Origin of the sequence: Pseudomonas sp. SORGH_AS_0199, assembly GCF_031453735.1 — a bacterium.
GTDB lineage: Bacteria > Pseudomonadota > Gammaproteobacteria > Pseudomonadales > Pseudomonadaceae > Chryseomonas > Chryseomonas aestiva.
Window position 1 is genome coordinate 3880958 of the sequence record NZ_JAVJAE010000001.1, and the last position, 25719, is coordinate 3906676.

Below are 25719 nucleotides of genomic sequence, written 5' to 3' on the forward strand. Positions count from 1 at the left end.
ACCCATGGTTCTCTACACCAACGACTACCTCGAGTATTACCTGACCCTGGTGGGCGGCTGATCTATGGCGCCATCTGGGATCTAATCGGGAGCACCGGCCTGTTCGCAGCGCCTTTTGCTGCAATCGTCATCCAGGAGCGGTTGCGCGCCCGCGGCGAAGGCCAGGATGACGGCAACAAGGGAGCGCTGAGCCTGGGGCGGATCGAAAACCGATTCTATGTCGCCATCTTCGTCATCATGCTCGGGCTCATGCCCTTGCCGAACTCGGTGCTGAGTTTCTCCACCCTTGAGTACGATAAGACACGCTCCAAGCAGTGTCAGGTTGACGTGCTGAAGCCATCTGAGACTGGATGGGGCACGAGCTTCAGCACCCTCAATGGCAAGAGCGCCCGGATTCCCATCTGGTGGGCAGTGGTACATGCTCTTTCAAAGGGCTTTACCGCGGGCGCGGCCGCCGGCATTCCATGCGGACTGGATCTGCAACAGCTACGCATGGAGGTGAACGCTACCCGGATCGGCAATCCGCTGCTGGCCCAAGAGGTCGCGGACTTCACAAATGACTGCTACGCCCAGGCCCGAGCCAAGCTGTTCATGACGCAGCCGAACCTGTCCGCCTCGCAGTTCGAAGATGTCAGCTGGATTGGCTCGAAGTTCTTTCTGAGCACCAGCGGCTACTACAGCGATAGTGCTTCAGGGTTTCGCTCACACACACCGCGCAAGGCCTGGTCCTATGACCAAACGCGGGATGCGGGACTGGCCGAGACCACCGGGGGCGGCGGCTACCCAACGTGCTCGCAGTGGTGGTCTGACGGCACAATCGGATTGCGTGCGCGGCTGTTGGCGGCGGTGGAGCCCAGCCTGATCACTCAGCTCGCCCAGTGGGCGAAACTGATGAACCAGCAAGAGGTAGAGGACCAGGTGATACGCGATCTGGTATCGCCCCGTAAGCAGGTGCTGCCCCAAGGGCAGGTCTATGGAGACTACGGTGGCCAGGTAGGCGGAAGCATTGGCAGCAGCATCTCACGCGTCACAGCCACTGCAGGTCAGGCAGTGGGATCGCTAGCGATGTACCCGGCCATCGACAGTGTTCGCCAGGCTGCGCCGATGGTCCTGGCCTTCCTGAAGATGGCGTTCATCGTCTGCATCCCCATCGTGCTGGTGCTGGGCACCTATGATCTGAAGGTTGCCATGACGCTGACCTTCGCCCAGTTCGCACTGATCTTTGTCGACTTCTGGCTGCAGCTGGCCCGCTGGGTCGACAGCACGATCCTCGACGCCCTGTACGGCAACATCATGGGTGCCTCACCCCATCTGAACTTCAACATCATGATGGGCATGAACAACGCCCAGGGCGACTTGCTGCTGGACTTCGTGATGGGGACGATGTTCTTGGTGCTGCCGGCGTTTTGGATTGCGGCACTTAGCTGGGCTGGCTACCAGCTTGGCGGCGTAATCAGCGGATTCAGTACCGATGCCGCATCGGCAAAGGATACAAGCGGCCGCGTAGCAAATTCATTTGTGAAGCGCGGAACGGGTGTTTAGCCGGACAGCACAATGGCTTCAATCGTGAACTTTCAGATTGGAGTCATTGTAGCAACCGTACCCAGTATGTCCTTCCCGAAGCTCGAGAATCTCATTTGGGCTCTCGGACTTAGAAACGTCCTCACCTCGCGGAGAATGAGTAATCACCCAAAGCGCTGCGCATACGAGAACGACGGGGATAAATAAGTAAATGGAATAGACTGCGGCAGCTGCCAATACAGCACCGCGCATCGACCATTTCAACACCTTGATGATGCCGGCCGGAACACCCACCCCAGCCAAACCGGTCCAAATGGCGCCTTCAGCCCGTACGAGCAAACGGCTCGTATCCAGCTTTCCAAGGTGAGTCCAATCTTCGGAAGATCCCGGTTTGCGAGTGGTCATGGCTACTGCCTCATTCCATGGAGCGCGATGGCTCTACGACGGCACTTATACGCCGCAATCGGTGACGCCGCAACCGCCATGGCATAAAATGCCATGCGCTGTCCTTGCTCTAACCCGGAGTCGCCATGCCTACCCGAAACATCGTCATTCCCGAGCCGCTCTCCCATGAAATTGACCGGCTGGTTGAGAGCGGTCGCTACCAAAATGCCAGCGAGGTAGTTCGAAACGGACTCCGTCTGCTGATTCAGCAAGAGGCAATGGTCTCGGCCAAGGTTGAAGCCTTGCGCAACGCTACGGGCTCAGCCCTCGAGCAGCTGGAGCAGGGAAGGTTCGACGAGGTGAGCGGGGGGGACCTGGAGCAGTACCTGGAAGGCTTGGCGGTTGAAGACAGCCGCATAGGCCACTGAACCGATGAAGTACCGTATCTCCGCCAAGGCCCGACAGGACCTGGCCGACATCCTGGTGTATTCCGCTCAGCAATTCGGCCCATCTGCCCGGAAGCGCTACCAGAGCTTGCTAGTACGCAGCTTCAATCTGATTGCAACCGATCTCTGCGGGCCTGTGAGTCGTGCCCGCGATGAGCTGCACGAGGGCCTGCGCAGCATCCACCTGGCCCATGCCCAAAGGGGTATTCCGTCCGAGCAGCGCGTCGGCCAGCCACGTCATGTAGTGTTCTACCGGATCGCGGCTGACGACGTCATCGAGATAGTGCGCCTGCTGCACGACCTAATGGAGCCCAAGGAACATCTGGCCAGCCCCAGTAACCGAAAGGGCCAAATGGGCTGGAGCAAAGGAGCGAATGGAAGGGGGCTCTAAGGGTAAAAGCCCTACCAGAAAGGGCTCCGCCTTCGGTGAAATGACCCCCAAATGTTGGACAGGGTTGGTTTCAAGCAACGAGCACTGGTCTGAACGGGAACTAGAGAGGTGGCCTCTGCGAGATCGCCTCACGCAAGGTATCAAACGATGCTTCGCTAGGACTCACCAACGCAAAGTTGTAGCCCTGTCCTGACCAATAGTCAGCCGTAACATCGCTTTCCCTACGAGATCCGTGGCCAACGTCGCGCTGGCTGTTGGGATGCCGCACATAGAAGATCACTTGGCGCCCTTTCGTATCCCGGTAGAGCACCATCGCGGCGGCGCCGGTGTCCGTGGCCATGAGACGACCACCCACTGGGATCAAGCCGAAGCGCTCCAGGTTAGGGAGGGCGGGCGCCTGCACAAATGTCCTTTCAAGCCAATGCTGAATCGCACCGTCCTGGCCGGTTACATCGACTGGCGGCCGCCCCTCGGCGCTCGCAAATAGTCGATAAGCCTCCACGGCATCCGCCATTGGAACGTGCGCCCGCCGCAGCATCGATTCCCGTGCCTGCCACCCTAAGCCGCTACCCAGGCCTAACGTCAGCACTAGCGAAGCGAGATAAGTCATACGTCTTTTACGTCTGGCGACTATCCGGTGTCGCACGACTGCTGGCATAAGGTGTGTCGGTAAAGGCTCAAGCACGGGAGAAAAAATCAGCCGTAGCCGACGATTCTGCTCGCGGATATCAGCTACCCGTGCGGCATCTTCCGGATGGGTTGCAAGATAGCGCATCACCTCCTCGTGCCGCAGCGCATCCAACTGATTGTCGGCATAAGCCATCAACTCTTCAGGAGTAGGAGGTCGATACATCATTTCAATACTCGCAAAGCGGCGGTAGCCAAAGGACTTTCGTGGATCTGTCTCAAGGCCGCGCGTGCCCGCGCCAAACGAGACATGACGGTTCCCAGTGGAATGCCAAGCGCCTGTGATACATCGCGATAGCTCATGCCTTCCACCGCGACCAACAGCAGCAGGGCACGCTGTTCGTCATTGAGTCTCTCAAGATTCGTCAACGCTTCTTGATCCAGATAGATCGTCTCAGCCGAAGGCTCAACCGGGACCTCTTGGAATCCCAGCCACTCCAACAGACGACCATAGCGGCGCTCACGACGTCGGCCATCAACGAATTGGCGGTACAGAATGGTGAAGAGCCAGGCTCGCACATCACCGTCGGGACAGCGCGTGTTCCCATGCGTAAGCGCCCTTTCTAGACAACTCTGGACCAAATCATCGGCGCTGGCTTCGTGACGAGTAAGCGATCTTGCGAAGCGACGCAGAGACGGTAGCAGCTGAGAAAGCATGGCGTCATCAAGCATGGACGTTCCCCTGGTATCGCTGACAGACGCTTGAGCTGACCTTTTATTCCCCACAATTTTTATTTTTGTAGGTATGGAATAACCCAGACCATACAAACGTCTGCACTGGAAACTCACCAATTGCTGGAGCGCCACGTGTTTTCAGTCAAGCACCCTTTGTTGGCAATCCCCCTTCTGGTGCTCGCGCTTCCCATTGCTTGGGCCGAACCTGACAGCAGCGCCGCCACGGCGCAGGCTGACAACCGCCAGGCCATGAACCAGATGATGGCCGCGATGCACATGCCCAGCAGTGGCGACGTAGACCGCGACTTTGTGACCCAGATGATGGCACATCACCAGGGTGCGATCGACATGGCGCGGATCCAATTGCGGTATGGCCATAACGAACGCCTACGCCGTCTGGCCCAAGAGATCATTGTTACCCAGCAACAAGAAATCGCCGTTATGCAGCAGGCGCTTTCTGAATTGCCCGCCTCTCCCACTCGGTAATCCTTATGCCTCGATTGTCGCTCACCCCGCTCGCCGCTGCGTTGTTGGTAATCTCCTGCACCGCTTCAGCTGGTCAAGTTCCGCGTGCTGCCGCACAAACGGACATCGCGATTAGCGCCCAAGACCGTGTGTATACGGCGGAGCAGTTTTCCAACACGGTATCGGTGATTGATCCCAGCACGGAAAAATTGCTCGGCGTCATCACCCTGGGCGACAGCCAACCCAAGAACCTGAGCCCTCTGTATAAGGGGGAGCTACTGGTGCATGGCTTAGGGTTTTCGCCAGATGGGCGAACCTTGGCCGTCGTAGCGATAGGCTCGAACTCCGTATCTTTCATCGACACCGCCAACAACCAGGTGAAGGGTAAAATCTATCTGGGTCGCGCGCCTCATGAAGCCTTCTTCACCCCTGACGGTAAAGAGCTTTGGGTCACGGTACGGGGCGAGGACTATATCGCCGTGATCGACCCGGTGACTTTCAAAGAGAAGACGCGTATTGGTGTACCGCCAGGCCCTGGCATGCAGATTTTCTCCCCTGATGGCCGCTATGGCTACGTCTGCTCCTCGTTCACTCCGGAAACCGTAGTGGTTTCGGTTGCCGAGCATCGAATTGTTGGCCGCGTCGCTCAGGCGAGTCCTTTCTGCCCCAACATCGCTGCGTCTGCAGATGGCCAACAGGTTTGGTTCACCCTAAAAGATGTCGGTAAGACCCAGGTATTCGCAGCCAAACCGCCGTTCGGCTTGATTAAGACGCTTGATACGGGCGCGATCACTAATCACGTCAACTTGGTTCGCAATGCTCACGGAAGCTTCGCCTATGTAACGGTAGGTGGGGAAAATCGAGTCAAGGTCTTCCGAACCGATGACTTCAGCCAAGTCGCCAGCATTCCTGTTGGCGCTTTGCCCCACGGTCTCTGGCCGTCAGGAGATGGCACCCGGCTGTACGTGGGACTGGAGAATGCTGACAGTGTGGCCGTCATCAATACGCTGACCAATAGCGTTGAAACCACTGTACCCGTGGGGCAGGCGCCTCAGGCTTTGGTCTACGTTCCCAACGCCGCTACCCAGGGCGCTGGGCTGGCAAATCTCAAGCCTCTAGGAAGCGCCGCCAAGAGTATTCAGATCGCCCTGGCTCCGCCGGGTGAGCACCCGCGTCATACCACTCAGGTGACACTTTTCGACCAGGGTTTGACACAGGTCCTGCAGGCCTCGGTTACGGGCCTGGTGGCCAAGCAGCCCTACGTACTAGCGTTGGCTCGTCATGCAGACGGTAGCGGCGCTCTTGAGTCTCTCGCCGCTTTTCAAACCAATCCCGCCGGCGCAGCTATCGTGAATGCGGTAGGACCGATACGACAATTGGTTCAGCAATCCCAGGCGGATGAACAGCGCTACCTCGTCATCGCACCTGGTGCAGCCGATGCGCCAGGTGCTCCCGTGCAAGTGCAAGTGCCCCAATCGAAATACCAATAACCAATAACCATCGAGGTCCAGCATGCTCAGACAAGTGTTGATTGCCACTGCCATTTTCTCCATGACAGGGCTGGCCGTGGCGGCCACGCCCGCCAAGGTTGGCGACACCACCTTGGGTAAGGTGCTTGTGGATGAAAAGGGTATGACGCTTTACACCTTCACCAAGGACAGCGAGGGTAAGTCCGCCTGCAACGGCCCGTGCGCCAAGAACTGGCCGCCGCTGATGGCACCGGCAGGGGCCAAGAGCGGTGACGGCTATACCGTAGTACAGCGTGAGGATGGTAGCCAGCAATGGGCCTATAAGGGGCAGCCACTCTATACCTGGGTAAAGGACAGCAAGCCCGGTGAAACGACCGGTGAAGGTGTCAATCAAGTCTGGCACGTCGCGAAGCCTTGATCGTGGAGCAGTCCCTGCGGACAGCGGGGACTGCTTATCTATTTAGTAGATTACTTTTTTTATCATATTCAATTTTTCAGATAATCGAGCCGGGCTAGACTGTTTGCATTCCTCAGCGGAGCTCACCTCATGACATTAAAGGATGCTATAGCCCTGCGCACCGGCGGCAAGCCGCTCAGCCAGCTCAAGCAGCCGCTCGAAGTCGTTCGCCAGTTCACCCCCAACTGGTTTGCGGCAACGATGGGCACCGGTATTTTGGCAATCGCCTTAGCGAGTTTTCCCGCGTCGGTACCCGGCTTGCGTCTGATCGCCGAAGGACTGTGGCTGTTCAACATTTTGCTTTTCGTTCTATTCAGCGGCTTGTATGCCGCTCGCTGGATCTTGTTCTACAACGAAGCCAAGCAAATTTTTGCCCACTCCACCGTATCGATGTTCTTCGGCACCATTCCGATGGGGTTGGCAACAATCATCAACGGGATGCTGATCTTTGGGCTGCCACGATGGGGTGAGGTGGCTGTCACGATTGCCACCGGACTTTGGTGGGTCGATGCGGCCATGGCACTGGTTTGCGGAGTAGCGATTCCGTACCTGATGTTTACTCGTCAGCAGCACAGCATCGATCAAATGACGGCGGTATGGTTGCTACCTGTGGTAGCCGCCGAAGTGGCCGCTGCCAGTGGCGGGCTGTTGGCACCGCACCTAGCCGATGGCGGGCACCAATTCACCGTGCTGGTGACCAGCTATGTGCTTTGGGCCTATTCGGTACCTGTCGCCCTAAGTGTCCTCGTGATCCTGCTATTGCGGATGGCACTGCACAAGCTGCCTCACGAGAACATGGCTGCATCGAGCTGGTTATCGCTTGGCCCCATTGGTACAGGTGCGTTGGGTCTGCTCGTGATGGGCAGCGACGCGCCGGTCATCTTCGCTGCTCACGGTATGGCCGGAATTGGCGCCGTCGCGCAGGGGCTAGGCGTAATTGGCGGGATCCTACTATGGGGACTCGGCTTGTGGTGGATGAGCCTTGCCATACTGATCACGCTGAAGTACGCGCGCCACGGCATCCCTTTCAACCTGGGATGGTGGGGTTTTACTTTTCCACTGGGCGTCTATGCCGTCACGACGCTACGTTTGGGAAGCACGCTTGGGTCAGGTTTCCTTACCGTCTTCGGTGCCTTTTTGGTCGTCGCCTTGACTGCTCTGTGGGCGGTGGTCGCGGGACGCACCCTAGCCGGTGCCTACCGCGGGACGCTGTTCGTCTCGCCTTGCATTGCTCATCTGCAACCACGCAAATGAGGTCGATTAGGTGGCGCCTCGCTGAGCAACGCTACCAAGCTAGGACCATCAGCCCACTCTCTACGACGAGTGAGCTGATGAGTCCGCAAATGGGGCTCAGTGAAAGCCATCCCTTGATGCCGTTGGTTACCGCGGCCGCCTTAACCGATTCAAAGGTGCGTCAGCTCAGGACGAGGATGACTCTGTCTCTTGGGAAGGGCGGTGGCGTCCTACCGTGCCAATCTCGGCAGGCGTCTTGATGTAGAACAGTGCCAAGTCTTCCGATTCGAGGCGTTGAAACAGCATGTCGTGTTGAATTTGAGTCAGCGCCATCGTTACCTGGATGGGCTGATCGGCAAGCTCAAAAAAATGAGCGGAGTGGCGTTTTCCATCTTGGCCAAAGCCTTCAGCCGCCACTGACAACGTTGCGCCACTTAGGTGAAGCTCTTTAGCAAGATCCAGAAGCCAATCTCCAATCTGCTGATGTTCATGGCGACGATTTTGTTCGGTATAGAACGTAACGAGATAGTCGTTCATGCTATTGCCTTTAGCGTGGGTGCAGCAGGTTGATGGTCAAGATACCCAGGGCTGTCATGCACAGGGACCCCACGACATGAACGCTGATTGCAGTCAGCGCCATGAGCAGCCTTCCTTGCTGGATTAGCATCAGTGTCTCAGCAGAAAACGTCGAGAAGGTGGTTAAGCCGCCGCAAAATCCGGTGATCAGAAACAGCCGCCATTCAGGCGCAATCCCGGGCCAAGCAGCGAAGATGGCTACGGCCATTCCGATGATGTAGCCACCTACAAGATTCGCAACGACCGTCCCAGGCGGGAGCGACGGGAACCAGGCATTTAGCTTCAAGCCCAGTATCCAACGGAGCCAGGCACCCAAGGTCGCACCGAGTGCGATGGCTATGAGCGGCTTCAGCATGGAACGTCTCCCAAGGGGAATGGAAGACTAGGGGCCGGGGAGGGATATGGTCGGTGCATAGCGCTGTCCTCGAAAAAGACAGGGCGCACCTACGCACCCTGCCAAGGGGTTACGTAGGCATCATCAGCACGAGGCGGTTTGAGGAGGAATGCCATCTCCTTAGCGGATCATAGCAGCGCAGCAGATGACTTTGAAGATGGCTCGTTCTTGAAGCCGACATGCCTGCCACTGCTTATTGAGACCCGGAGCATGCCTGCACTCCTCAAACGCCGAGGGTCTAGAAACCGATCGACTCTGCGGTAGCTATGAGGCAAACGTCCTATTCGTCACAGGTATTCACAGCTTTCGCTATTGCCAGACGATATTCAGCTGGACTGCGCCCACCCAGTGCCAATTTGATTCGCTCCTTATTGTAGTAGTCGATATAGGCCCGAATTGCTACTGCCAGCTCCTCTACGCTTGAGAACCTGTTGCAGTGGAAAAGCTCAGATTTTAGTACTGCAAAAAAGCTTTCCATTGCCGCATTGTCGAGGCAATTGGCTCGCCTTGACATACTCTGAGTCAGTCCATGCTGACGGATCAGCTGTTGGTAGGCAGGGTATTGATAGTGCCAGCCTTGATCGGAATGGATGAGCGGTTTCTCATGAGGCCGAAGGGTCTTCAATCCGTCTTTCAACATACGTAAGACCATCTCGAACGATGGGCGCTCACTTATCTCGAAAGCCACAATTTCCTTATTGAAGAGGTCAAGAATCGGTGACAGGTATAGCCGGTTTTGATTGACACGAAACTCCGTTATGTCAGTCGCCCACCGCTGATTGGGCTGCGGTGCGGTAAAGCGGCGTTCCAGCAGGTTAGGCGCCACGCAGGACTCCGGCCCTGTGAATGGACGATAGCGACGGCGTCGCAGCGTGCACTTTAACGACATTTCGCCCATCAGCCGCTGTACTGCCTTGTGATTGATCTGCTGCCCCTGATTGCGTAGCGCCTGCGTGATGCGGCGATAGCCATAGCGACCCCGATGATGCGCGAACATCGTCCGGATGCTCTCTTTGCGGGCACCTTGTTTGTCTGGTTGGCGAGTGACCTTGAGGTGGTAGTAGAAGCTGCTTCGAGGAAGACATGCTCCCTGAAGAAGCGCATCAAGTGGATATCGTGACCGCAACTCCTGCACGATAAGTGCTTTCTGCTGATTGTCCAGGTCACTGTCCTTGAGACCCAAGCTCATGGCTTTGCGCAGAAAGGCGTTTTTGACCTGCAGATAGGCAACCTGCTTTTCCAGCTCTCGGACTGGGTTTGCGATGTGGGGCTTGAAAGCGGATGGATCTGGAACGGGAAGAAGGGGCAAGGAGTCACCTCTGCGTTTGCTGGCCAACCCCTCGATACCATACCTCTGCCACGCATCGACCCAGCGCTGCATTTGGGAGCGATTGAGACTAAATCGCTCACTAGCCCGTCGGATTGATAGGCCTTCGACGATCTGTCGCACCACCTCGATCTTGAAATCGATGCTGTGATAACGATAACGCTTTTGTAGAGCCGCTTTTCCGTGATTGGCATAGGCGCCAATCCATCCTTTTACCTGCACCACGCTGACGTCATGCACCCTAGCGAGGTGGCCGTAGCTGCAATCGCCCTTTTGGTACTGAGCGACGATCTTCAATTTGAACGCTAGAGAGTACTTGGGCATGGTACGCCTTCAAGGCAGCGTCCAACTTTCGGGGGTCATTTCACCGCTTCGAACAGCAAAGGGTGCCCAGGCTCCTGACCATAGTAGCCATCCGCCTTCCCAACCTTCCGAGCCGTGATAGCGGTTTACCATTGTTCGCTCACCGCTGCTGATCGACAACGCAGGCCCAAGAACTACCAAGGGCATGCCATGTTCGATCTCTTTTTCAGGAAGAAAGCCCCACCCTCCGCGCCTGCAGGGTCCAGCAAACAGGGCTTCACCCAGCCGTCTGCAGGCCAGGATATCCTGGTGCTCCCCCGCCGGCAGAAGCTCATCGAGAACATCTGGCAGCGGACGTCGCTGTCCCGCGAGCAGTTCGCCTCACTCTATCGAGATCCTCTCGGGCGCTACGCTGATCTGGTCCAGCAGCTTCCAGCTTCGGAAAACCACCACCATGCCTATCCCGAAGGCCTGCTCGACCACGGGTTGGAGATCGTCGCCTACGCACTGAAGATCAGGCAGAACTACCTCCTCCCCATTGGCGCACCGCCTGAGTCACAAGCAGCCCAGGCCGAAGCGTGGTCAGCAGCGGTAGCCTACGGCGCCCTCCTCCACGACTTGGGCAAGATTGCCGTCGACATCGAAGTCGTCCTCGAGGATGGCAAGCCATGGCACCCCTGGCACGGTCGCATTGAGCAGCCCTACCGCTTCAGATACGTCAAAGGTCGCGATTACCAGCTTCATGGCGCTGCCTCAGCACTCGTCTATTTCCAGGTGCTGCCTCCCCACGTGCTGGACTGGCTCAGTGAGTACCGTGAGCTATGGTCATCGCTGATCTTCGTGTTGGCCGGGCAATATCAGCACGCTGGCGTACTGGGCGAGATGATCGTCCAGGCCGACCAGGCGAGTGTCGCCCAGGAGCTCGGCGCCAACCCGCAACGTGCGATGGAGGCCCCCAAGAATACGATCCAGCGTCAACTGGCTAAAGGGTTGCGCACCTTGGTCATTGAGAAGTTCAAGCTGAACCAGCCAGATGGGTCCTCGGACGGGTGGCTGACCCAAGATGCGCTATGGCTCGTCAGCAAGCCTGCCTCAGACCAGCTGCGGGCACTGATGCTCTCCCAAGGCGTGGAAGGTATGCCCACCTCGAATGCACCGTTCTTCAACCTGATCCAAGACCAGGCCATCATCCAGGTCAACGCTCAGGACAAGGCTATCTGGAAGGCAACGATCGACACCGGCCACGGCTGGAAGAACACCTTCACCTTACTCAAGGTCTCCCCCACGTTGATTTGGCCAGATCCTGCGGATCGACCAGCTCCATTTACCGGCACTTTCACACTCGAGCCGCCGGAAGACACCGAGCTAGATCAGCAGCGGCCTGCATCCGCGAGTGATATCGCTACGCCATCACTCCCAATACCACAAAGCGTGACACATATCACATCTTCACAGGAGGTACCCTCATCCGAAACACTGCCGCCGCCCGCATTCCAGACCGGTTTGGACCCCATGGACGAGACCCTTGCACTAGCAGATGAGCTCTTTGGTGAAGCGGCTCCATCTTCAGAAATTCCAACTTCTCAGCTGCTCCCCGACGTCACGCGAAACAGCTTCACTGATTGCATCGCCGAGCACTCAGCTGAAGAGGCAATTTCGGCCAAGGACACAGCGATCTCGGCCAAGCTTTCATAGCTTGGGCGCGGCAGGGCGTGCTTTCACACACGCTTGTGATCACGACGCCAAAGCACTGATTCACACAGTGGATGGCACTGCGTTTCTCGTCAGCCTCAGATTATTCAAGCGCTATGCCTTGGAGCATCCTCACCTACAGAGGGAAGCCAAGGCGAGAGGGATTGAATCCTGACAGCTAGTTCAACGCGGATTTGAAAAACTCAAAACTAACCGCAAGACACCGGACAATCTAAATATATGGACATGCGAGGTCATCGGCCCGCGGAAATCCAAACTGCTCAAAGGCTATATTTTGAAGGACCCCGGTGCAATCCTCACGCATCCGCCATTCGATAATATTAGCCTGCGATTGCAGGATATGGGAGCTAGCGAAAATTGAATATCATCGATATCGCTAGCGAATACAATGATACTCACGATCTCAGGCCAGCAACTAGAGTTATCTACCTAGCAGCAGCCCGGGCATTAAGCAGAAGATTTGGCAATGACGTCGAACTCGAAAAACTCCATCATAGGGATGTTCTAATCTGGCGCAAGGAGGCCTTGGATTCTGGCCTAGCCAAGCGCAGCTGGAACACCTATGCAAGTCATCTCAAAACCCTTTTCGGCTACGCCATTTCTCAAGACTTATTGTCGCTTCGCAAAAATCCTTTCACTGACACCTCAGTAGTGCCACCCAGAAAGCAGAAAAAAACTGTGCCTCACGAGGCTATTATCCAGGGTCGCAACCAGCTTATCAGGCTACAAGAGATCGAACGGGTATCAGGCGAACGAAGCAGCATAACCCCAGCTTGGCTCTGGCTATCTGTCTACGAGACCTTTCACTACACCGGAATCCGTCTGAACTCTTTATTGAGTATACAGAAACGAGACATCTGCCTGAGACGTAGAACCATTAATATTCGAAGTGAAGGAGACAAGACTCATAAAGAGTTTCTTTTACCGATTCCTGGGCCTCTCTATGAGTCCATAGACCGCGTTGTAGCGCGGGCAGATTCTTTGCATTTCAAAGCCACGGATCAGCTATTTAACGTCAATAGGTTCTCCTCGCACTACAGACGAGAAACTATGGATATAAATCAGATTGAGGCAATGTACAGAAAGCTGACGGGGATAGTAGGAACCCGGATGACTCCGCATCAGTTCCGGCACACATTAGCGTCTGACCTAATGCGACAAGCTGATCGCAACATTCACGTAGCCAAAGCCCTGCTGAACCACTCGAGCATCGCTACCACGATGGAATACATCGAGAGGGATCCACACCAGATGCGTCATGTCCTCGAAGAGCGTGCTGAGAAGGTACCAAAGAGCCTGATCGCTCGAGTTGATTACAGCACCCGGCAACACCAGGAACAGCGACTGGATCCATCCATGCAATCCGCCTCGCTGCCCTTTCAGCAGCCGACGAGCATCTCCGGACCTTCGACGTCTGAGGCGTTTGATCAGCTTGCAGAATGGATCAGCAATGGCGCGCGTCCGCTTACAGCGGTAGTGAGGCGTGGATACCAGAGCAGAAGGGAAACAGATGTCCTGCCTAAACCAGACGGAATAGGCCTAGGAAGCGAGATGATTCAATTTGACATCATCAAACCGCGGGGCTAGATTCCGCCCCAGACGGCTGCTTGTTTTTAGCTGCGAGGACGCAAAAACCCTCCATTGCGGAGGGTTTCTGGTGAAGATGGTGGGTCGTGTGGGATTCGAACCTACGACCAATTGGTTAAAAGCCAACTGCTCTACCGACTGAGCTAACGACCCGTTAGTGGGCGCCATTCTAGCGATTTTCTCAGGAGAATCAACACCCTAGATGAAAAATTTTTACTGGTAGCGCGTAGGGTCCGAAATTCCCGCCGCCCTGAAGCCTTCGGCGCGCAGGCGGCAGCTGTCGCAGCGCCCGCAGGCCTTACCTTCGTCGTCGGCCTGGTAGCAGGAGACGGTCAGGCCATAGTCCACGCCCAGCTGGCTGCCGGCCTGGACAATCTGCGCCTTGGAGAGGAATTGCAGCGGGGCTTCGATCTTGAAGCTATCCCCTTCCACACCCGGCCTTGGTGGCGAGATTGGCCAGGCGCTCGAAGGCTTCGACGAATTCCGGCCGACAATCCGGATAACCGGAGTAGTCCACCGCGTTCACCCCGATGAAGAGATGACGGGCGCTAAGCACCTCGGCCCAACCCAGTGCCAGCGACAGGAACACGGTGTTGCGCGCCGGCACGTAGGTGACGGGGATGCCCTCGCCCGGGGTCTCCGGGACGGCGATATCCGGATCGGTAAGTGCCGAGCCGCCGATGCCGTTGAGATCCAGGCCGATCACCTTGTGCTCGACGACCCCCAGTTGACGCGCCACGCGCTCGGCGGCCTGCAGCTCGGCTCTATGGCGCTGGCCGTAGTCAAAACTCATGGTGTAGCAGGCGAAGCCCTGAGCCTTGGCCATGGCGACGATGGTGGCGGAATCCAGGCCGCCAGAGAGAAGGATGACCGCTTTAGGCTGATTCATGCTCAGTGTCCCGGCTCGTCGTTCCAGAGAATCTTGTGCAACTGCAGCTGGAAGCGCACCGGCAGATTGTCCGTCACGATCCACTCCGCCAACTCACGCGGCACCACCTGGCCATGGCTGGGCGAGAACAGTACCTCGCCCGCACGCTGTTCCAGGCGATACTCGATCAGCTTGGAAACCGCCCAGTCATAGTCCTCGCGGGAACAGATGACGAACTTGATCTGATCATTGGGCGTCAGGTGGTCAAGGTTGGCGTACAGGTTGCGCCCCACCTCCCCCGACCCTGGCGTCTTGAGGTCGACGACCTTGCTCACGCGCACATCCACGCCACTGACATCCAGGGCGCCACTGGTTTCCAGGGACACCCGGTAGCCGGCATCGCACAGTTGTTCGAGCAGCTTGAGGCAATTGGGCTGGGCCAGTGGCTCGCCACCGGTCACGCAGATGTGCCGCGGCCGGTAGCTCGCGACCTGCTCCAGGATGGCATCCAGGTGATGGATCTCGCCGCCGGTGAAGGCATAGGCCGTGTCGCAATAGTGGCAGCGCAGGGGACAGCCGGTGAGGCGGACAAAGACGGTGGGAAGACCGGCAGTGCGGGCTTCACCCTGGAGCGAATAGAAGATTTCGGTAAGACGTAGGGTATCTTTTTGCATGAAAGCCACGGGCGTGACAGCTACACAGGCCATCCGCCTCCGTTGCGGTAGATAGAAGAAAAAAGCCTGCGCTAGGGCAGGCTTTTCAGATCCCGCTGCGCCAGTTGCGCAGCGGAGGTTCCGGGATACTGGCTGATGACCTGCTGGTACATGCCCTTGGCCCGATCGGTGCGGCCGAGCTTCTGCTCGACCCCACCCAGTTTGTAGAGCGAATCCGGCACCTTGTTGCTGGTGGGATAGGCCTGACTGACCTTGGCGAAAGCCTGGCCTGCGGCCTGCAGATCGCCCTTGGCCAGATTCACTTCACCCAGCCAGTATTGGGCGTTGCCGGCGTACTGACTGTTGGGATATTTGCGCAGAAAGGCGTTGAACGCCTGACTGGCCTTGTCGAAATCCTTGGCTTTGATCAGATCGAAGGCAGCGTCGTAGTACAGCTTTTCCTTCGCTGGATCGCCCGGTTCGCTACTGGCGGCAGGTGCTCCTGCGGAAGCAGGTGGGGTCGGCGTATTGTTGGCCGCGATGGCACCCCCTTGGGCGGCACCCGCAGCGGCTCCGGCACCTGCATTGGCAGGAGCGGAAGAAAGCTGGGAAATACGGCCATCCAGATCCTGGTAACGATCCAATCCTTCCTGCTTGAGCTGGCGGATCTCGTTTTCCTGAACCTCGACCTGGCCACGCAGGCGCGCGATATCGTCCTGCATCTGCTGCAACTGCATGAACAGTTGACCCATGCCGGAAACGGGAGCCCCGTTTCCGGCACTGGCCGCGCCTGCGTTGCCATAGCCTTGCCCAGCGGACTGGGCAACGCCATAACTACCATCCTGTACGGGAACCTGAGCCCCGGCGACAACCGGTACACCAAGGGTCAGGGCGATCAAGAACTGCAGGCGCTTGGACATCGTTTATTACTTCTTCAGCTCGACGCGACGGTTCTGAGCCCAGGAAGCCTCGTCGTGACCGACGGCAACCGGACGCTCTTTACCGTAGGACACCAGCTCCAGCTGAGCCGGGGACACGCCCTGCAGCACCAGGTAGCGCTGAACGGCCTTGGCACGACGCTCGCCCAGCGCCAGGTTGTACTCGCGGGTACCGCGTTCGTCGGTGTTGCCTTCCAGAACGACGCGCTGGCCGCTGGCCTTCAGGTCACGGGCGTGAACGTCCAGAGCGCGCATGGCTTCCGGCTTCAGGTCGGAGCTGTCGTACTCGAAGTAGAAGGTGGTGATGGCGCGCAGAGCGGCTTCGTCACCCATGCTGCCGTCGACGGCACCCGAGTTGGCGCCGTAGCCAGCGTTCGGGTCGACAGCACCGGCGCCAGCGCCAGCACCAGCGCCTTCACCGGAGGCGTCGCCGCCCTTGGAGGAACAGCCTACGGCCACGGCCATGGCCAGAGCCAGCGCAGCGAACTTGCCGAATTTCAGCATTTCCATCATGTAACTCCTAAAAGAACCGCAATGTTGGTGTAACTAAGGACTTTTCTAATTAGCCGTCAGTTCAGGTAAGGAGACCAGGAAGGCTCGCGCACGTCACCCTGGGCGGTGGGAATAGGAATCCTGACGCGACCATTGATGGAGACAAGCATCAGTACGCCTCGGTCCTGCTGGCGGGTGGCGTAGATTAGCATGGTGCCATTGGGCGCAACAGTGGGCGAATCGTTGAGGCTGGTGTTGGAAAGTACCCGCACAGAGCCGCGCTGGAGGTCCTGCGCAGCGATCTGGAAGTTGGTGAAACCTTCCTGACGATGCACCATGACCAGGGTCTTTTCATCCGCCGAAAGTTTCGGGTTGGCATTGTAGTTACCGACGAAAGTCACGCGCTCAGCACCCCCGCCATTGGCGCTGGTCTTGTAGATCTGCGGCTTGCCGGAACGGTCGGAGGTGAAATAGATGGTCTGGCCATCCTTGCCCCAGAAGGGCTCGGTATCGATGGCGGAGTCATTCGTCACACGACGAATGGCACGCGAGCCGAGATCCATCACATAGATCTCGGGGTTGCCATCCTTGGACAGCACGAATGCCAGGCGATTGCCATCGGGCGAAAACGCTGGCGCGCCATTCAGGCCTTCGAAGTTGGTCAGCTGCTCGCGGCGACCGGTGTCGATGTACTGCATGAAGATGCGCGGGCGCTGCTGCTCGAAGGAAACGTAGGCGATGCGCTTGCCATCCGGCGCGAAACGCGGCGACAGGATCGGCTCACGCGACTGCAGCAGGGTAACGGCACGCGCACCGTCATAGTCGGCGCGCTGCAGGGTGTACCGGGTGTTGGTGGCGGAGAAGCGCTCGGCGGTCACATAGAGGATGCGCGTCGAGAAGGCACCTTTCACCCCGGTCAGCTTTTCATAGGCCTGGTCCGAAATGAAGTGCGCCATGTCGCGCAGCTGATCGGTGCTGCCGCCGACGTTGCCGGTCAGGACCTGCTGTTCGGTGGAGACGTTGAAGAGGGCGTAGCTGATCTGCAGGCGGCCACCGTTGGGCACGACATTGCCTACCAGCACGTAATTGGCGCCCAGCGCCTTCCAGTCACGGAAGATGACTTCGCTGGCCTGGCTCGGCTGACTCAGCATGTTCTGGCGTGGAATCGGCGAGAACACCCCGGAGTTGCGCAGGTCATCGCTGACGATATTGCCCAGGTCTTCCGGCAGCGGCTGACCACCCTGCCAGCCGAAGGGCACGACGGCGATCGGAATGGCACGATCACTACCGCTGGAGATCACCAGCGGATCGGCCGCCTGGGCGGAGCCCACCACCAGGACCAGGCCCAGCAGGATGTAACGGATCAGGGTGTTCACAGACTCAGGTCCTCCGGTTTGAAGATCATGCGGCGCTGACGGTACAGCTGATCGAAGGTCTTGCGATCCAGCTGCTGCAGCTCACGGATACGACCGACGTTACGCACGGCCGATACCGCTGAATTATCGAATTCCTTGTTGCCACTGGAGCGGGTAACCGTCGCGCTGGTAATGGTGCCGTCTGGCAGCATGTTGATCTGCACCTCGACGCTCATACCGTTGCGCGCCGACTGCGGTCGCGTCCACTGCTCGCTGACCAGACGCACGATCAGGTCATCGAAGCTCGATGCCACCTCGTCGCCCTGCTCTTCGGCCAGTGCCTGCTGCCGCTGGGTATCATCGGACAGCAATTCGGCCAACGCCTGTGCCTTCTTGTCTTCCGCCGCCTTGCGTGCAGCTGCCTGGGCAGCCTTCTTCTTGGCGTCGTCTGCCGCTTTCTTCTTGGCAGCCTCGGCTGCAGCCTCTTTCTTGGCCGCTTCTGCCGCCGCCTTCTGCTTGGCCTCTTCCGCCGATTTCTGCTTGGCTGCTTCGGCCGCCGCCTTCTTGGCCGCTTCGTCGGCTGCCTTCTGCTTGGCGGCTTCGTCGGCCTTCTTCTTGGCGATATCCGCCTGCTTCTTCTGCTCGACAGCCTGCTTGGCTTCCGCAGCCGCCTTGGCGGCCTCGGACTGTTTCTCGGCCTCAGCCTTGGCTTCGGCGGCTTTGGCCGCCGCTTCCGCTTGCTGCGCCTTTCGAGCGTCGTCGGCTTTCTTTTGTTCCGCGGCCTGTTGCTGGGCTTCCTTCTGTTGCTGAGCCGCCTTGGCCGCCGCCGCTTCGCGCTGGGCTTCCTGTTGCTCGCGGCGCTGCTCCAGCTGCTCCTGCTCGTACTGTTTGGCCGCGGTCTTCTTCGCCTCCCCCGCCAGTTTCTGCTCGGTCTGCACCTGCGCGGAACTCTTGGACTTGAGCTGGACCAGCGTGGCCTGGACGACCGGACGCGACTGGGGCAATTCAGGGGTGAAGGCGAAGCTGACAAACAGCAGGCCGAAAATCAGCACATGCAGGGCGACTGCCCAGATGACCGGCCAGAAATAACTTTCGGACGACGAACGCTCGCGGTGTCGCATCAAGGCGCCTCGGTAATCAACCCGACGTTGGGCACGCCGGCCTGTTGCAAGGCACCCATGGCGCCGGCCACGACACCGTAGTTGGCAGCCTTGTCACCCCGGATGAACACCTGGGTGTCCGCCCGCTGACGCATGATGGCACCGACCTGCTGACTCAGTTGGGGCAGCGACACCGCGGTCTCGGACTTGGCCTTCTGATCGGTATCCACCTCGGAACCGACGTTCCAGTAGTAGGTACCGTTGGCCTTCACCGAGACGGTGAGGATCTGCTTGTCGTTGTCTTGCGGCAGGGCCTGACTGTCGACCTTGGGCAGGTCGACCTTGACGCCCTGGTTGAGCATGGGCGCCGTCACCATGAAGATGACGAGGAGCACCAACATCACGTCGATGTAGGGCACCACGTTCATCTCGGCGACGGGCTTGCGTTTCTTGCGGCGAGGGACCATGGGATACCTCTTTATTCGTCGCTGGTGTGGACTTTGCGGTGCAGGATGGCCTGGAATTCGTCCGCAAAGGTGTAGTAGCGGTTGATCAGCATTTCCGAGCGGGCAGCGAAGCGGTTGTAGGCCACGACGGCGGGAATGGCGGCGAACAGACCGATGGCGGTGGCGATCAGGGCTTCGGCGATGCCGGGAGCCACGGTGGCCAGGGTCGCCTGCTGGGCAGTGGACAGGCCGCGGAAGGAGTTCATGATGCCCCAGACGGTACCGAACAGACCCACATAGGGGCTGGTGGAACCGACGGTGGCCAGGAACGGCAGGGCCTGATCGAGTTTTTCTTCCTCACGGGAGATGGCGACGCGCATGGCGCGCGAGACGCCTTCCATCACGGCATCGGGATCCACGCCGGGCTGCTGACGCAGGCGGGAGAATTCCTTGAAGCCGGCGCGGAAGATCTGCTCGACGCCGGAGTCCGGATCGGGGTTGCTGCCGGCCTGGCGATACAGCTTGGACAGATCGATGCCCGACCAGAATTTCTCTTCGAAGGCATCCAGGGAACGCTTGGCGGCGCGCATGGCATTGCCGCGCTGGATGATCATGATCCAGGACGTGACAGAGGCTGCGACCAGGATGAGCATCACCAGTTGCACCACCAAGCTGGCGTTGGCAATGAGGCTCCACATGGACGTATGGTCGACGTTGGGTTGCACGCTTAATCTCCTGATTGAATTGACGCCGGATTTCCGGCAAGAACCGTTCGCATGGCTGCAGGGATAGCCCTGGGCCTGAAGCTGTCAGCACGCACACAGGCGACCGTCACCCACCCTTCACAGAGCAGGACAGCGTCCCTGGCGCGCCGGACCTCTTGGTGAAACCTGAGGCTGACGCGCTTCGCCTCGACCACCTCGGCACCGATCAGCAGCTCGTCATCCAGTCGCGCGGGCGCATGGTAGCGCGCTTCGCTGCTATGGACGACGAACAGCAGACCATCCCGGGCGAGTTCGGACTGGGCATAGCCCAGCGCGCGCAGTCGCTCGGTGCGGGCGCGTTCCATGAACTTGAGGTAGTTGACGTAATAGACGATGCCGCCGGCATCGGTATCTTCGTAGTAGACACGACACCTGAGGACGGACGGCGACGGGCTCCGCGATTGCGCGTGCATACTCTAGAACCTAGCCTCGCCGTTGCCAATCAGAAATGTTCGCAACTGCATTTAATTACCATTGACCTCGAACAGATCGGGTGTACCACCCTGGGCCAGACGCGTCGGCAGATTGAGCCCGAAGTGCAGATAGGCATGGCGGGTCACCACCCGTCCGCGCGGCGTGCGCATGATATAGCCTTGCTGGATCAAATAGGGTTCCAGCACGTCTTCGATGGTGTGACGCTCTTCGCTGATGGCGGCAGCGAGACTGTCGACGCCCACCGGACCACCGTCGAACTTGTCGATCATGGTCAGCAGCAGACGGCGATCCTGGTGATCGAAACCCTGGGCGTCGACGTCCAGCAGATCGAGGGCACGACTGGCGATGTCGTGGCTGATGTGACCCTGCCCGCGCACCTCGGCGAAGTCCCGCACCCGCCGCAGCAGGCGATTGGCGATCCGCGGCGTGCCACGCGCCCGGCGGGCGATTTCCATGGCTCCCTCGGCCTCGATGGCGAGACCGAGAATGCCGGCCGAGCGGGTGACGATGGTGGCCAGATCCGCGGTGCCGTAGAACTCCAGACGCTGGACGATCCCGAAGCGGTCGCGCAGCGGATTGGTCAGCATGCCGGCGCGGGTGGTCGCGCCGACCAGGGTGAAGGGCGGCAGATCCAGCTTGATGGAGCGAGCCGCCGGACCCTCGCCGATCATGATGTCGAGCTGGTAGTCCTCCATCGCCGGATAGAGCACCTCCTCGACGATGGGTGAGAGTCGATGGATCTCGTCGATGAAGAGCACATCACCGGCTTCCAGGTTGGTCAACAGCGCGGCGAGATCGCCCGGGCGTTCCAGCACGGGGCCCGAGGTGCTCTTCAGGGAAACCTGCATTTCCTGGGCGATGATGTTGGCCAGAGTGGTCTTGCCCAGGCCGGGTGGGCCGAAGATCAGGGTGTGGTCGAGGGCCTCGCCCCTGCCCTTCGCGGCCTGGATGAACAGCCCCATCTGGTCGCGCACCACCGGCTGGCCGATGTAGTCGGCCAGACGCACCGGACGGATGGCGCGATCCTGGAATTCCTCACGGTCGCGGCCAGTGCCCGAGATGAGGCGATCGGTTTCTATCATGGGATCAGACCATGCCCTTCAGGGCGCGACGGATGAGTTCCTCGCTGGAAAGGTCTTCCCCCTCCACGGCGGCGACGGCGCGGCTGGCTTCCTGGGGCTTGAAGCCCAGGGCGACCAGGGCGCTGACCGCATCGGCCTCGGCGCTGGCCACGACGGCGGCCTGGTTCGGCAGGACCAGGGGAGCGATGCCGGGCAGGCTTTCCCAGGCCTTGAAGCGGTCCTTCAGCTCGACCAGCAGGCGCTCGGCAGTCTTCTTGCCCACCCCTGGTACCTTGACCAGGGCGGCCGTGTCCTGGGCTTGCACGCAGCGAACCAATTCATCCACCTCGAGACTGGACATCAACGCCAGGGCCAGCTTGGGGCCGACACCATTGAGCCGGATCAGCTCGCGAAACAGCTCACGCTCGCGCTTTTCCCCGAACCCATACAGCAGGTGCGCATCTTCCCGTACCACGAGGTGGGTATGCAATGTGACGATTTCACCCTGGGCCGGCAGCCGATAAAGGGTCGTCATGGGCACTTCGACCTCGTAGCCGACTCCGCCCACGTCGAGCAGGAGATGCGGCGGCTGCTTTTCCGCCAGGGTGCCACGTAGACGACCGATCACAGGGTTACCTTCCTAACGTTGGAGCGAGAGGGTTGAGCGAATAGGACTAGAGCCGCAGACGACCGCCGCGGCGGCGGGTGGCCAGCAGGCCATGAGGCACCAGGCTCTGCCGGGTATGGGCATGGCACAGGGCGATGGCCAGGGCATCGGAGGCGTCGATCTGCGGCTTTTCGGTCAGCCGCAGCAGGTGCATGACCATCAGCATTACCTGCTGCTTGTCCGCCCCGCCGTTGCCGACCACGGCCTGCTTGACCTGGCTCGCGGTGTACTCGGAGATCTCCAGGCCACCCTCGGCACCGGCGACGATGGCCGCCCCCCGGGCCTGACCCAACTTGAGCGCCGAATCGGCGTTGCGCGCCATGAACACCTGCTCGATGCCCATGGTGACCGGCCCGTACTGGGCGATGACGTCGCGCACCCCGCGATAGACGATCTGTAACCGCTCGGGCAACGGACCGTTTCCCGTACGGATGCAGCCGGAGGCCACGTATTCGCAGCCCCGCCCGGTGTCGCGCACCACGCCAAAGCCGGTCAGCCGCGAGCCCGGGTCGATGCCCAGCACCAGGGTGCCGGGCGCATCGGGCGGCAGGCGCTCGTAGAGGGACATCAGCCGAGCTGCTCCATGACATCCTCGGGGATGTCGGCGTTGGAATAGACGTTCTGCACGTCATCCAAGTCTTCGAGCATGTCGATCAGCTTGAGCACCTTCTGCGCGGTGTCCAGATCCAGGGTCGCGGAGGTCGAGGGGATCATGGTCACCTCGGCTTCGTCGGCCTTATAGCCGGCGGCGGTCAGGGCTTCGTTGACGGCGATGAAGTCGGCGAAGCTGGTGAAGACGTCGATGGAGCCATCGTCGTTGGCCACCACGTCGTCGGCACCGGCTTCCAGGGCCGCTTCCATCAGGGCGTCTTCGTCCAGGCCGGGGGCATAGCTGATCTGGCCCTTGCGCTCGAACAGATAGGCCACCGAACCGTCGGTACCCAGGTTGCCACCGCACTTGTTGAAGGCGTGGCGGACTTCGGCCGCGGTACGGTTGCGGTTGTCGGTCATGGCTTCGACGATGATGGCGACACCGCTCGGGGCGTAGCCTTCATAGGTCAGTTCCTCGACGTTCTCGCCTTCGCCGGCACCCACGCCACGGGCGATGGCCCGGTCGATGGTGTCGCGGGTCATGTTGGCGGTCAGCGCCTTGTCCACCGCCAGACGCAGGCGGGGATTGTCGGCAGGAGCGCCGCCGCCCTGGCGCGCGGCCACGGTCAGCTCACGGATGATCTTGGTGAAGATCTTGCCTTTCTTGGCATCCTGGCGTTCTTTGCGATGCTTGATGTTGGCCCACTTGGAATGACCGGCCATAAGCTACTCCAATCTCTTGACGAAGACGGCACCGGCGGCGAGGGCCGCGGCGCACTGAAAAGGGAAACGGAGGGCATCCACCTGGGCGCCCTCCTCCGATAGGACCTATTCCGCCTTGGGCTGCTCGCGCAGGCGGATGTGCAGCTCGCGCAGGGCCTTGGCATCCACGGCGCCGGGCGCCTGGGTCATGACGTCGGCCGCGCTCTGGGTCTTCGGGAAGGCGATGACTTCGCGAATCGAGGAGGCGCCGGTCATCAGCATCACCAGGCGATCCAGACCGAAGGCCAGGCCACCGTGGGGCGGTGCACCGAACTTGAGGGCGTCCAGCAGGAAGCCGAATTTCTCTTCCTGTTCCTCGGCGCTGATGCCGAGAACCTCGAAGACCGCCTGCTGCATCTTCTTGTCGTGGATACGGATGGAACCGCCACCCAGCTCGGTGCCGTTGAGCACCATGTCGTAGGCCCGCGACAGGGCTGCGCCCGGATTGGCCTTGAGCGCCTGCGGGTCGCACTTGGGCGAGGTGAAGGGGTGGTGCATGGCGGTCAGGCTGCCATCGTCGTTTTCCTCGAACATCGGGAAGTCGACCACCCACAGCGGCGCCCACTGGCAGGTCAGCAGGTTGAGGTCGTGGCCGAGCTTGATGCGCAGCGCGCCCAGGGCTTCGGAGACGACCTTGGTCTTGTCCGCGCCAAAGAACACGATGTCGCCATCCACCGCACCGACGCGGTCGAGGATGACGTTGATGTTGTCCAGCGGGATGTTCTTGACGATGGGCGACTGCAGGCCCTCGACGCCGGCGGCGCGCTCGTTGACCTTGATGTAGGCCAGGCCCTTGGCGCCATAGATGCCGACGAACTTGGTGTAGTCGTCGATCTGCTTGCGCGGCATGCTCGCCCCGCCCGGTACCCGCAGGGCGGCGACGCGGCACTTGGGATCGTTGGCCGGACCGGCGAAGACCTTGAAGTCGACGTCCTTGAGCTGGTCTTCCACGTCCACCAGCTCCAGCGGGATGCGCAGGTCCGGCTTGTCGGAACCGAAGCGACGCATGGCTTCGGCCAGGGTCATGTGCGGCAGCTCGCCGAATTCGACGTCCAGCACTTCCTTGAACAGGTTGCGCACCATGGTCTCGGTGATGTCCATGATGTCTTTTTCATCGAGGAAGCTGGTCTCGATGTCGATCTGGGTGAATTCCGGCTGGCGGTCGGCACGCAGGTCTTCGTCACGGAAGCACTTGGCGATCTGGTAGTAGCGATCGAAGCCGGCGACCATCAGCAGCTGCTTGAACAGCTGGGGCGACTGCGGCAGGGCGAAGAAGCTGCCGGGATGGGTCCGGCTGGGCACCAGGTAGTCGCGGGCACCCTCGGGGGTAGCGCGGGTCAGGATCGGGGTTTCCACGTCGAGGAAACCGTTTTCGTCCAGGTAGCGGCGGATGCTGGAGGTGATGCGCGAGCGCAGCTTGAGCTTCTCGGCCATCTCCGGACGGCGCAGGTCGATGAAGCGATAGCGCAGGCGGGTCTCTTCACCGACGTCGGTGTACTCGTTGAGCGGGAACGGCGGGGTCTCCGCTTCGTTGAGCACTTCCAGCTCGTAGCCCAGCACCTCGATGGCGCCGGAGGCCATGTTGGCATTGCGCGCGCCTTCGGGACGCAGGCGCACCTTGCCGGTGAGCCTGACGACATATTCGCTGCGCACGCGGTCGGCCTTGGCGAAGGTTTCGGCGCGATCCGGATCGAACACCACCTGGGCCAGGCCTTCGCGATCGCGGATGTCGAGGAAGATGACCCCGCCGTGGTCACGGCGGCGGTGGACCCAACCGCAGAGGGTGATTTCCTGGCCGTCCAGGCTCTCGTTCAACTGGCCGCAATAGTGGCTGCGCATCATGGTCGTGGTTTCGCTTCTCTAGAACAGGCTGAATGCGTGGAGGCACCGGGCCGCCAGGGCCGGGTGCTCGACTGAACGGGAGATTCTATATCATCCGTCACGATTTTACCGTAGCCG

General features: G+C 59.7%; 26 protein-coding genes, 1 tRNA gene, 3 pseudogenes and 1 riboswitch. Of the genes and pseudogenes, 9 read left to right on the forward strand and 21 right to left on the reverse strand.

Features of this window, described 5'->3' with window-relative positions:
• Positions 1-4 precede the first annotated feature (4 nt).
• Positions 5-1542 (forward strand): annotated as a pseudogene (locus QE444_RS18135) (conjugal transfer protein TraG N-terminal domain-containing protein).
• Between the two features lie 18 nt (positions 1543-1560).
• Here QE444_RS18135 and QE444_RS18140 read toward each other — a convergent pair.
• A complete protein-coding gene (locus QE444_RS18140; RefSeq protein WP_133861217.1) occupies positions 1561-1926 on the reverse strand; it encodes a DUF3742 family protein in 366 nt (121 codons plus the stop codon).
• Positions 1927-2051: 125 nt separating this feature from the next.
• On the opposite strand from QE444_RS18140, the gene QE444_RS18145 reads away from it, so the two are divergent.
• Positions 2052-2333 carry a type II toxin-antitoxin system ParD family antitoxin gene (locus QE444_RS18145; protein ID WP_133861218.1) on the forward strand — a complete coding sequence of 94 codons (282 nt, stop codon included), beginning with the start codon at positions 2052-2054 and terminating at the stop codon, positions 2331-2333.
• Positions 2334-2337: 4 nt separating this feature from the next.
• Positions 2338-2742 (forward strand): type II toxin-antitoxin system RelE/ParE family toxin, encoded by a 405-nt coding sequence (locus tag QE444_RS18150; protein ID WP_309740535.1) that lies wholly within the window; start codon positions 2338-2340, stop codon positions 2740-2742.
• 100 nt (positions 2743-2842) lie between these two features.
• Here QE444_RS18150 and QE444_RS18155 read toward each other — a convergent pair whose 3' ends face one another.
• Together QE444_RS18155 and QE444_RS18160 are read right to left on the reverse strand one after the other, a co-directional pair.
• Positions 2843-3565, reverse strand: a complete 723-nt coding sequence (locus QE444_RS18155; protein WP_108576350.1) for an anti-sigma factor — start codon at positions 3563-3565, stop codon at positions 2843-2845.
• Positions 3566-3594: 29 nt separating this feature from the next.
• Positions 3595-4101, reverse strand: a complete 507-nt coding sequence (locus QE444_RS18160) for a sigma-70 family RNA polymerase sigma factor (protein ID WP_309740539.1) — start codon at positions 4099-4101, stop codon at positions 3595-3597.
• A gap of 135 nt (positions 4102-4236) precedes the next feature.
• Between QE444_RS18160 and QE444_RS18165 the strand changes: the two genes are divergently transcribed.
• The 4 genes from QE444_RS18165 to QE444_RS18180 all read left to right on the forward strand — a co-directional run bounded on the left by QE444_RS18165 (position 4237) and on the right by QE444_RS18180 (position 7749).
• A complete protein-coding gene (locus tag QE444_RS18165; RefSeq protein WP_309740541.1) occupies positions 4237-4590 on the forward strand; it encodes a DUF305 domain-containing protein in 354 nt (117 codons plus the stop codon).
• A gap of 5 nt (positions 4591-4595) precedes the next feature.
• Positions 4596-6059 (forward strand): YncE family protein, encoded by a 1464-nt coding sequence (locus QE444_RS18170; RefSeq protein WP_309740543.1) that lies wholly within the window; start codon positions 4596-4598, stop codon positions 6057-6059.
• A 22-nt stretch (positions 6060-6081) separates the two neighbouring features.
• On the forward strand, positions 6082-6456 hold the full coding sequence (locus QE444_RS18175) for a hypothetical protein (protein ID WP_027597935.1): 375 nt from the start codon (positions 6082-6084) through the stop codon (positions 6454-6456).
• A 129-nt stretch (positions 6457-6585) separates the two neighbouring features.
• Entirely contained in the window at positions 6586-7749 is a 1164-nt protein-coding gene (locus tag QE444_RS18180; protein ID WP_027597934.1) for a TDT family transporter, read from the forward strand.
• A 165-nt stretch (positions 7750-7914) separates the two neighbouring features.
• Here QE444_RS18180 and QE444_RS18185 read toward each other — a convergent pair whose 3' ends face one another.
• The 3 genes from QE444_RS18185 to QE444_RS18195 all read right to left on the reverse strand — a co-directional run bounded on the left by QE444_RS18185 (position 7915) and on the right by QE444_RS18195 (position 10349).
• Entirely contained in the window at positions 7915-8265 is a 351-nt protein-coding gene (locus QE444_RS18185) for a DUF190 domain-containing protein (RefSeq protein WP_027597933.1), read from the reverse strand.
• A 10-nt stretch (positions 8266-8275) separates the two neighbouring features.
• Positions 8276-8659: a fluoride efflux transporter CrcB gene (gene crcB, locus QE444_RS18190; RefSeq protein WP_027597932.1), complete on the reverse strand. Its 384-nt coding sequence runs from the start codon at positions 8657-8659 to the stop codon at positions 8276-8278.
• A gap of 107 nt (positions 8660-8766) precedes the next feature.
• Positions 8767-8827: riboswitch (Fluoride riboswitch) on the reverse strand.
• Positions 8828-8978: 151 nt separating this feature from the next.
• Positions 8979-10349, reverse strand: coding sequence for an IS3 family transposase (locus QE444_RS18195; RefSeq protein WP_081049679.1), 1371 nt, complete (start codon positions 10347-10349; stop codon positions 8979-8981).
• Positions 10350-10538: 189 nt separating this feature from the next.
• Between QE444_RS18195 and mobH the strand changes: the two are divergent.
• Positions 10539-12402: pseudogene (gene mobH, locus QE444_RS18200) on the forward strand (MobH family relaxase).
• Positions 12399-13628: a site-specific integrase gene (xerC, locus tag QE444_RS18205; protein ID WP_309740568.1), complete on the forward strand. Its 1230-nt coding sequence runs from the start codon at positions 12399-12401 to the stop codon at positions 13626-13628. Before mobH ends, xerC begins: the two are co-directional and overlap by 4 nt.
• 77 nt (positions 13629-13705) lie before the next feature.
• Here xerC and QE444_RS18210 read toward each other — a convergent pair.
• The 15 genes and pseudogenes from QE444_RS18210 to aspS all read right to left on the reverse strand — a co-directional run bounded on the left by QE444_RS18210 (position 13706) and on the right by aspS (position 25602).
• Positions 13706-13781 (reverse strand) — tRNA-Lys (locus QE444_RS18210).
• A gap of 60 nt (positions 13782-13841) precedes the next feature.
• Positions 13842-14517 (reverse strand): annotated as a pseudogene (gene queC, locus QE444_RS18215) (7-cyano-7-deazaguanine synthase QueC).
• Positions 14518-14519: 2 nt separating this feature from the next.
• Positions 14520-15170 carry a 7-carboxy-7-deazaguanine synthase QueE gene (queE, locus tag QE444_RS18220; RefSeq protein WP_309740570.1) on the reverse strand — a complete coding sequence of 217 codons (651 nt, stop codon included), beginning with the start codon at positions 15168-15170 and terminating at the stop codon, positions 14520-14522.
• A 71-nt stretch (positions 15171-15241) separates the two neighbouring features.
• On the reverse strand, positions 15242-16069 hold the full coding sequence (gene ybgF / locus QE444_RS18225) for a tol-pal system protein YbgF (protein WP_133861223.1): 828 nt from the start codon (positions 16067-16069) through the stop codon (positions 15242-15244).
• A 6-nt stretch (positions 16070-16075) separates the two neighbouring features.
• A complete protein-coding gene (gene pal / locus QE444_RS18230) occupies positions 16076-16597 on the reverse strand; it encodes a peptidoglycan-associated lipoprotein Pal (protein WP_007160328.1) in 522 nt (173 codons plus the stop codon).
• A gap of 59 nt (positions 16598-16656) precedes the next feature.
• Positions 16657-17955 carry a Tol-Pal system beta propeller repeat protein TolB gene (gene tolB / locus QE444_RS18235; RefSeq protein WP_133861224.1) on the reverse strand — a complete coding sequence of 433 codons (1299 nt, stop codon included), beginning with the start codon at positions 17953-17955 and terminating at the stop codon, positions 16657-16659.
• Entirely contained in the window at positions 17952-19058 is a 1107-nt protein-coding gene (gene tolA / locus QE444_RS18240; RefSeq protein ID WP_252977172.1) for a cell envelope integrity protein TolA, read from the reverse strand. Before tolA ends, tolB begins: the two co-directional genes overlap by 4 nt.
• Positions 19055-19501, reverse strand: coding sequence for a protein TolR (gene tolR / locus QE444_RS18245; protein ID WP_133861225.1), 447 nt, complete (start codon positions 19499-19501; stop codon positions 19055-19057). The genes tolA and tolR overlap by 4 nt, the downstream gene beginning before the upstream one ends.
• 11 nt (positions 19502-19512) lie before the next feature.
• Entirely contained in the window at positions 19513-20205 is a 693-nt protein-coding gene (tolQ, locus tag QE444_RS18250; RefSeq protein ID WP_133861226.1) for a protein TolQ, read from the reverse strand.
• Between the two features lie 2 nt (positions 20206-20207).
• Complete coding sequence (gene ybgC / locus QE444_RS18255) at positions 20208-20657, reverse strand: tol-pal system-associated acyl-CoA thioesterase (protein ID WP_309740585.1); 450 nt, start codon at positions 20655-20657, stop codon at positions 20208-20210.
• 51 nt (positions 20658-20708) lie between these two features.
• Complete coding sequence (gene ruvB / locus QE444_RS18260; protein WP_133861228.1) at positions 20709-21761, reverse strand: Holliday junction branch migration DNA helicase RuvB; 1053 nt, start codon at positions 21759-21761, stop codon at positions 20709-20711.
• Positions 21762-21765: 4 nt separating this feature from the next.
• On the reverse strand, positions 21766-22368 hold the full coding sequence (ruvA, locus tag QE444_RS18265) for a Holliday junction branch migration protein RuvA (protein ID WP_133861229.1): 603 nt from the start codon (positions 22366-22368) through the stop codon (positions 21766-21768).
• Between the two features lie 46 nt (positions 22369-22414).
• Positions 22415-22975, reverse strand: a complete 561-nt coding sequence (gene ruvC, locus QE444_RS18270) for a crossover junction endodeoxyribonuclease RuvC (protein ID WP_007160336.1) — start codon at positions 22973-22975, stop codon at positions 22415-22417.
• Positions 22975-23721 carry a YebC/PmpR family DNA-binding transcriptional regulator gene (locus QE444_RS18275; RefSeq protein ID WP_309740595.1) on the reverse strand — a complete coding sequence of 249 codons (747 nt, stop codon included), beginning with the start codon at positions 23719-23721 and terminating at the stop codon, positions 22975-22977. The genes ruvC and QE444_RS18275 overlap by 1 nt, the downstream gene beginning before the upstream one ends.
• A gap of 105 nt (positions 23722-23826) precedes the next feature.
• Complete coding sequence (gene aspS / locus QE444_RS18280) at positions 23827-25602, reverse strand: aspartate--tRNA ligase (protein ID WP_133861231.1); 1776 nt, start codon at positions 25600-25602, stop codon at positions 23827-23829.
• Positions 25603-25719 lie beyond the last annotated feature (117 nt).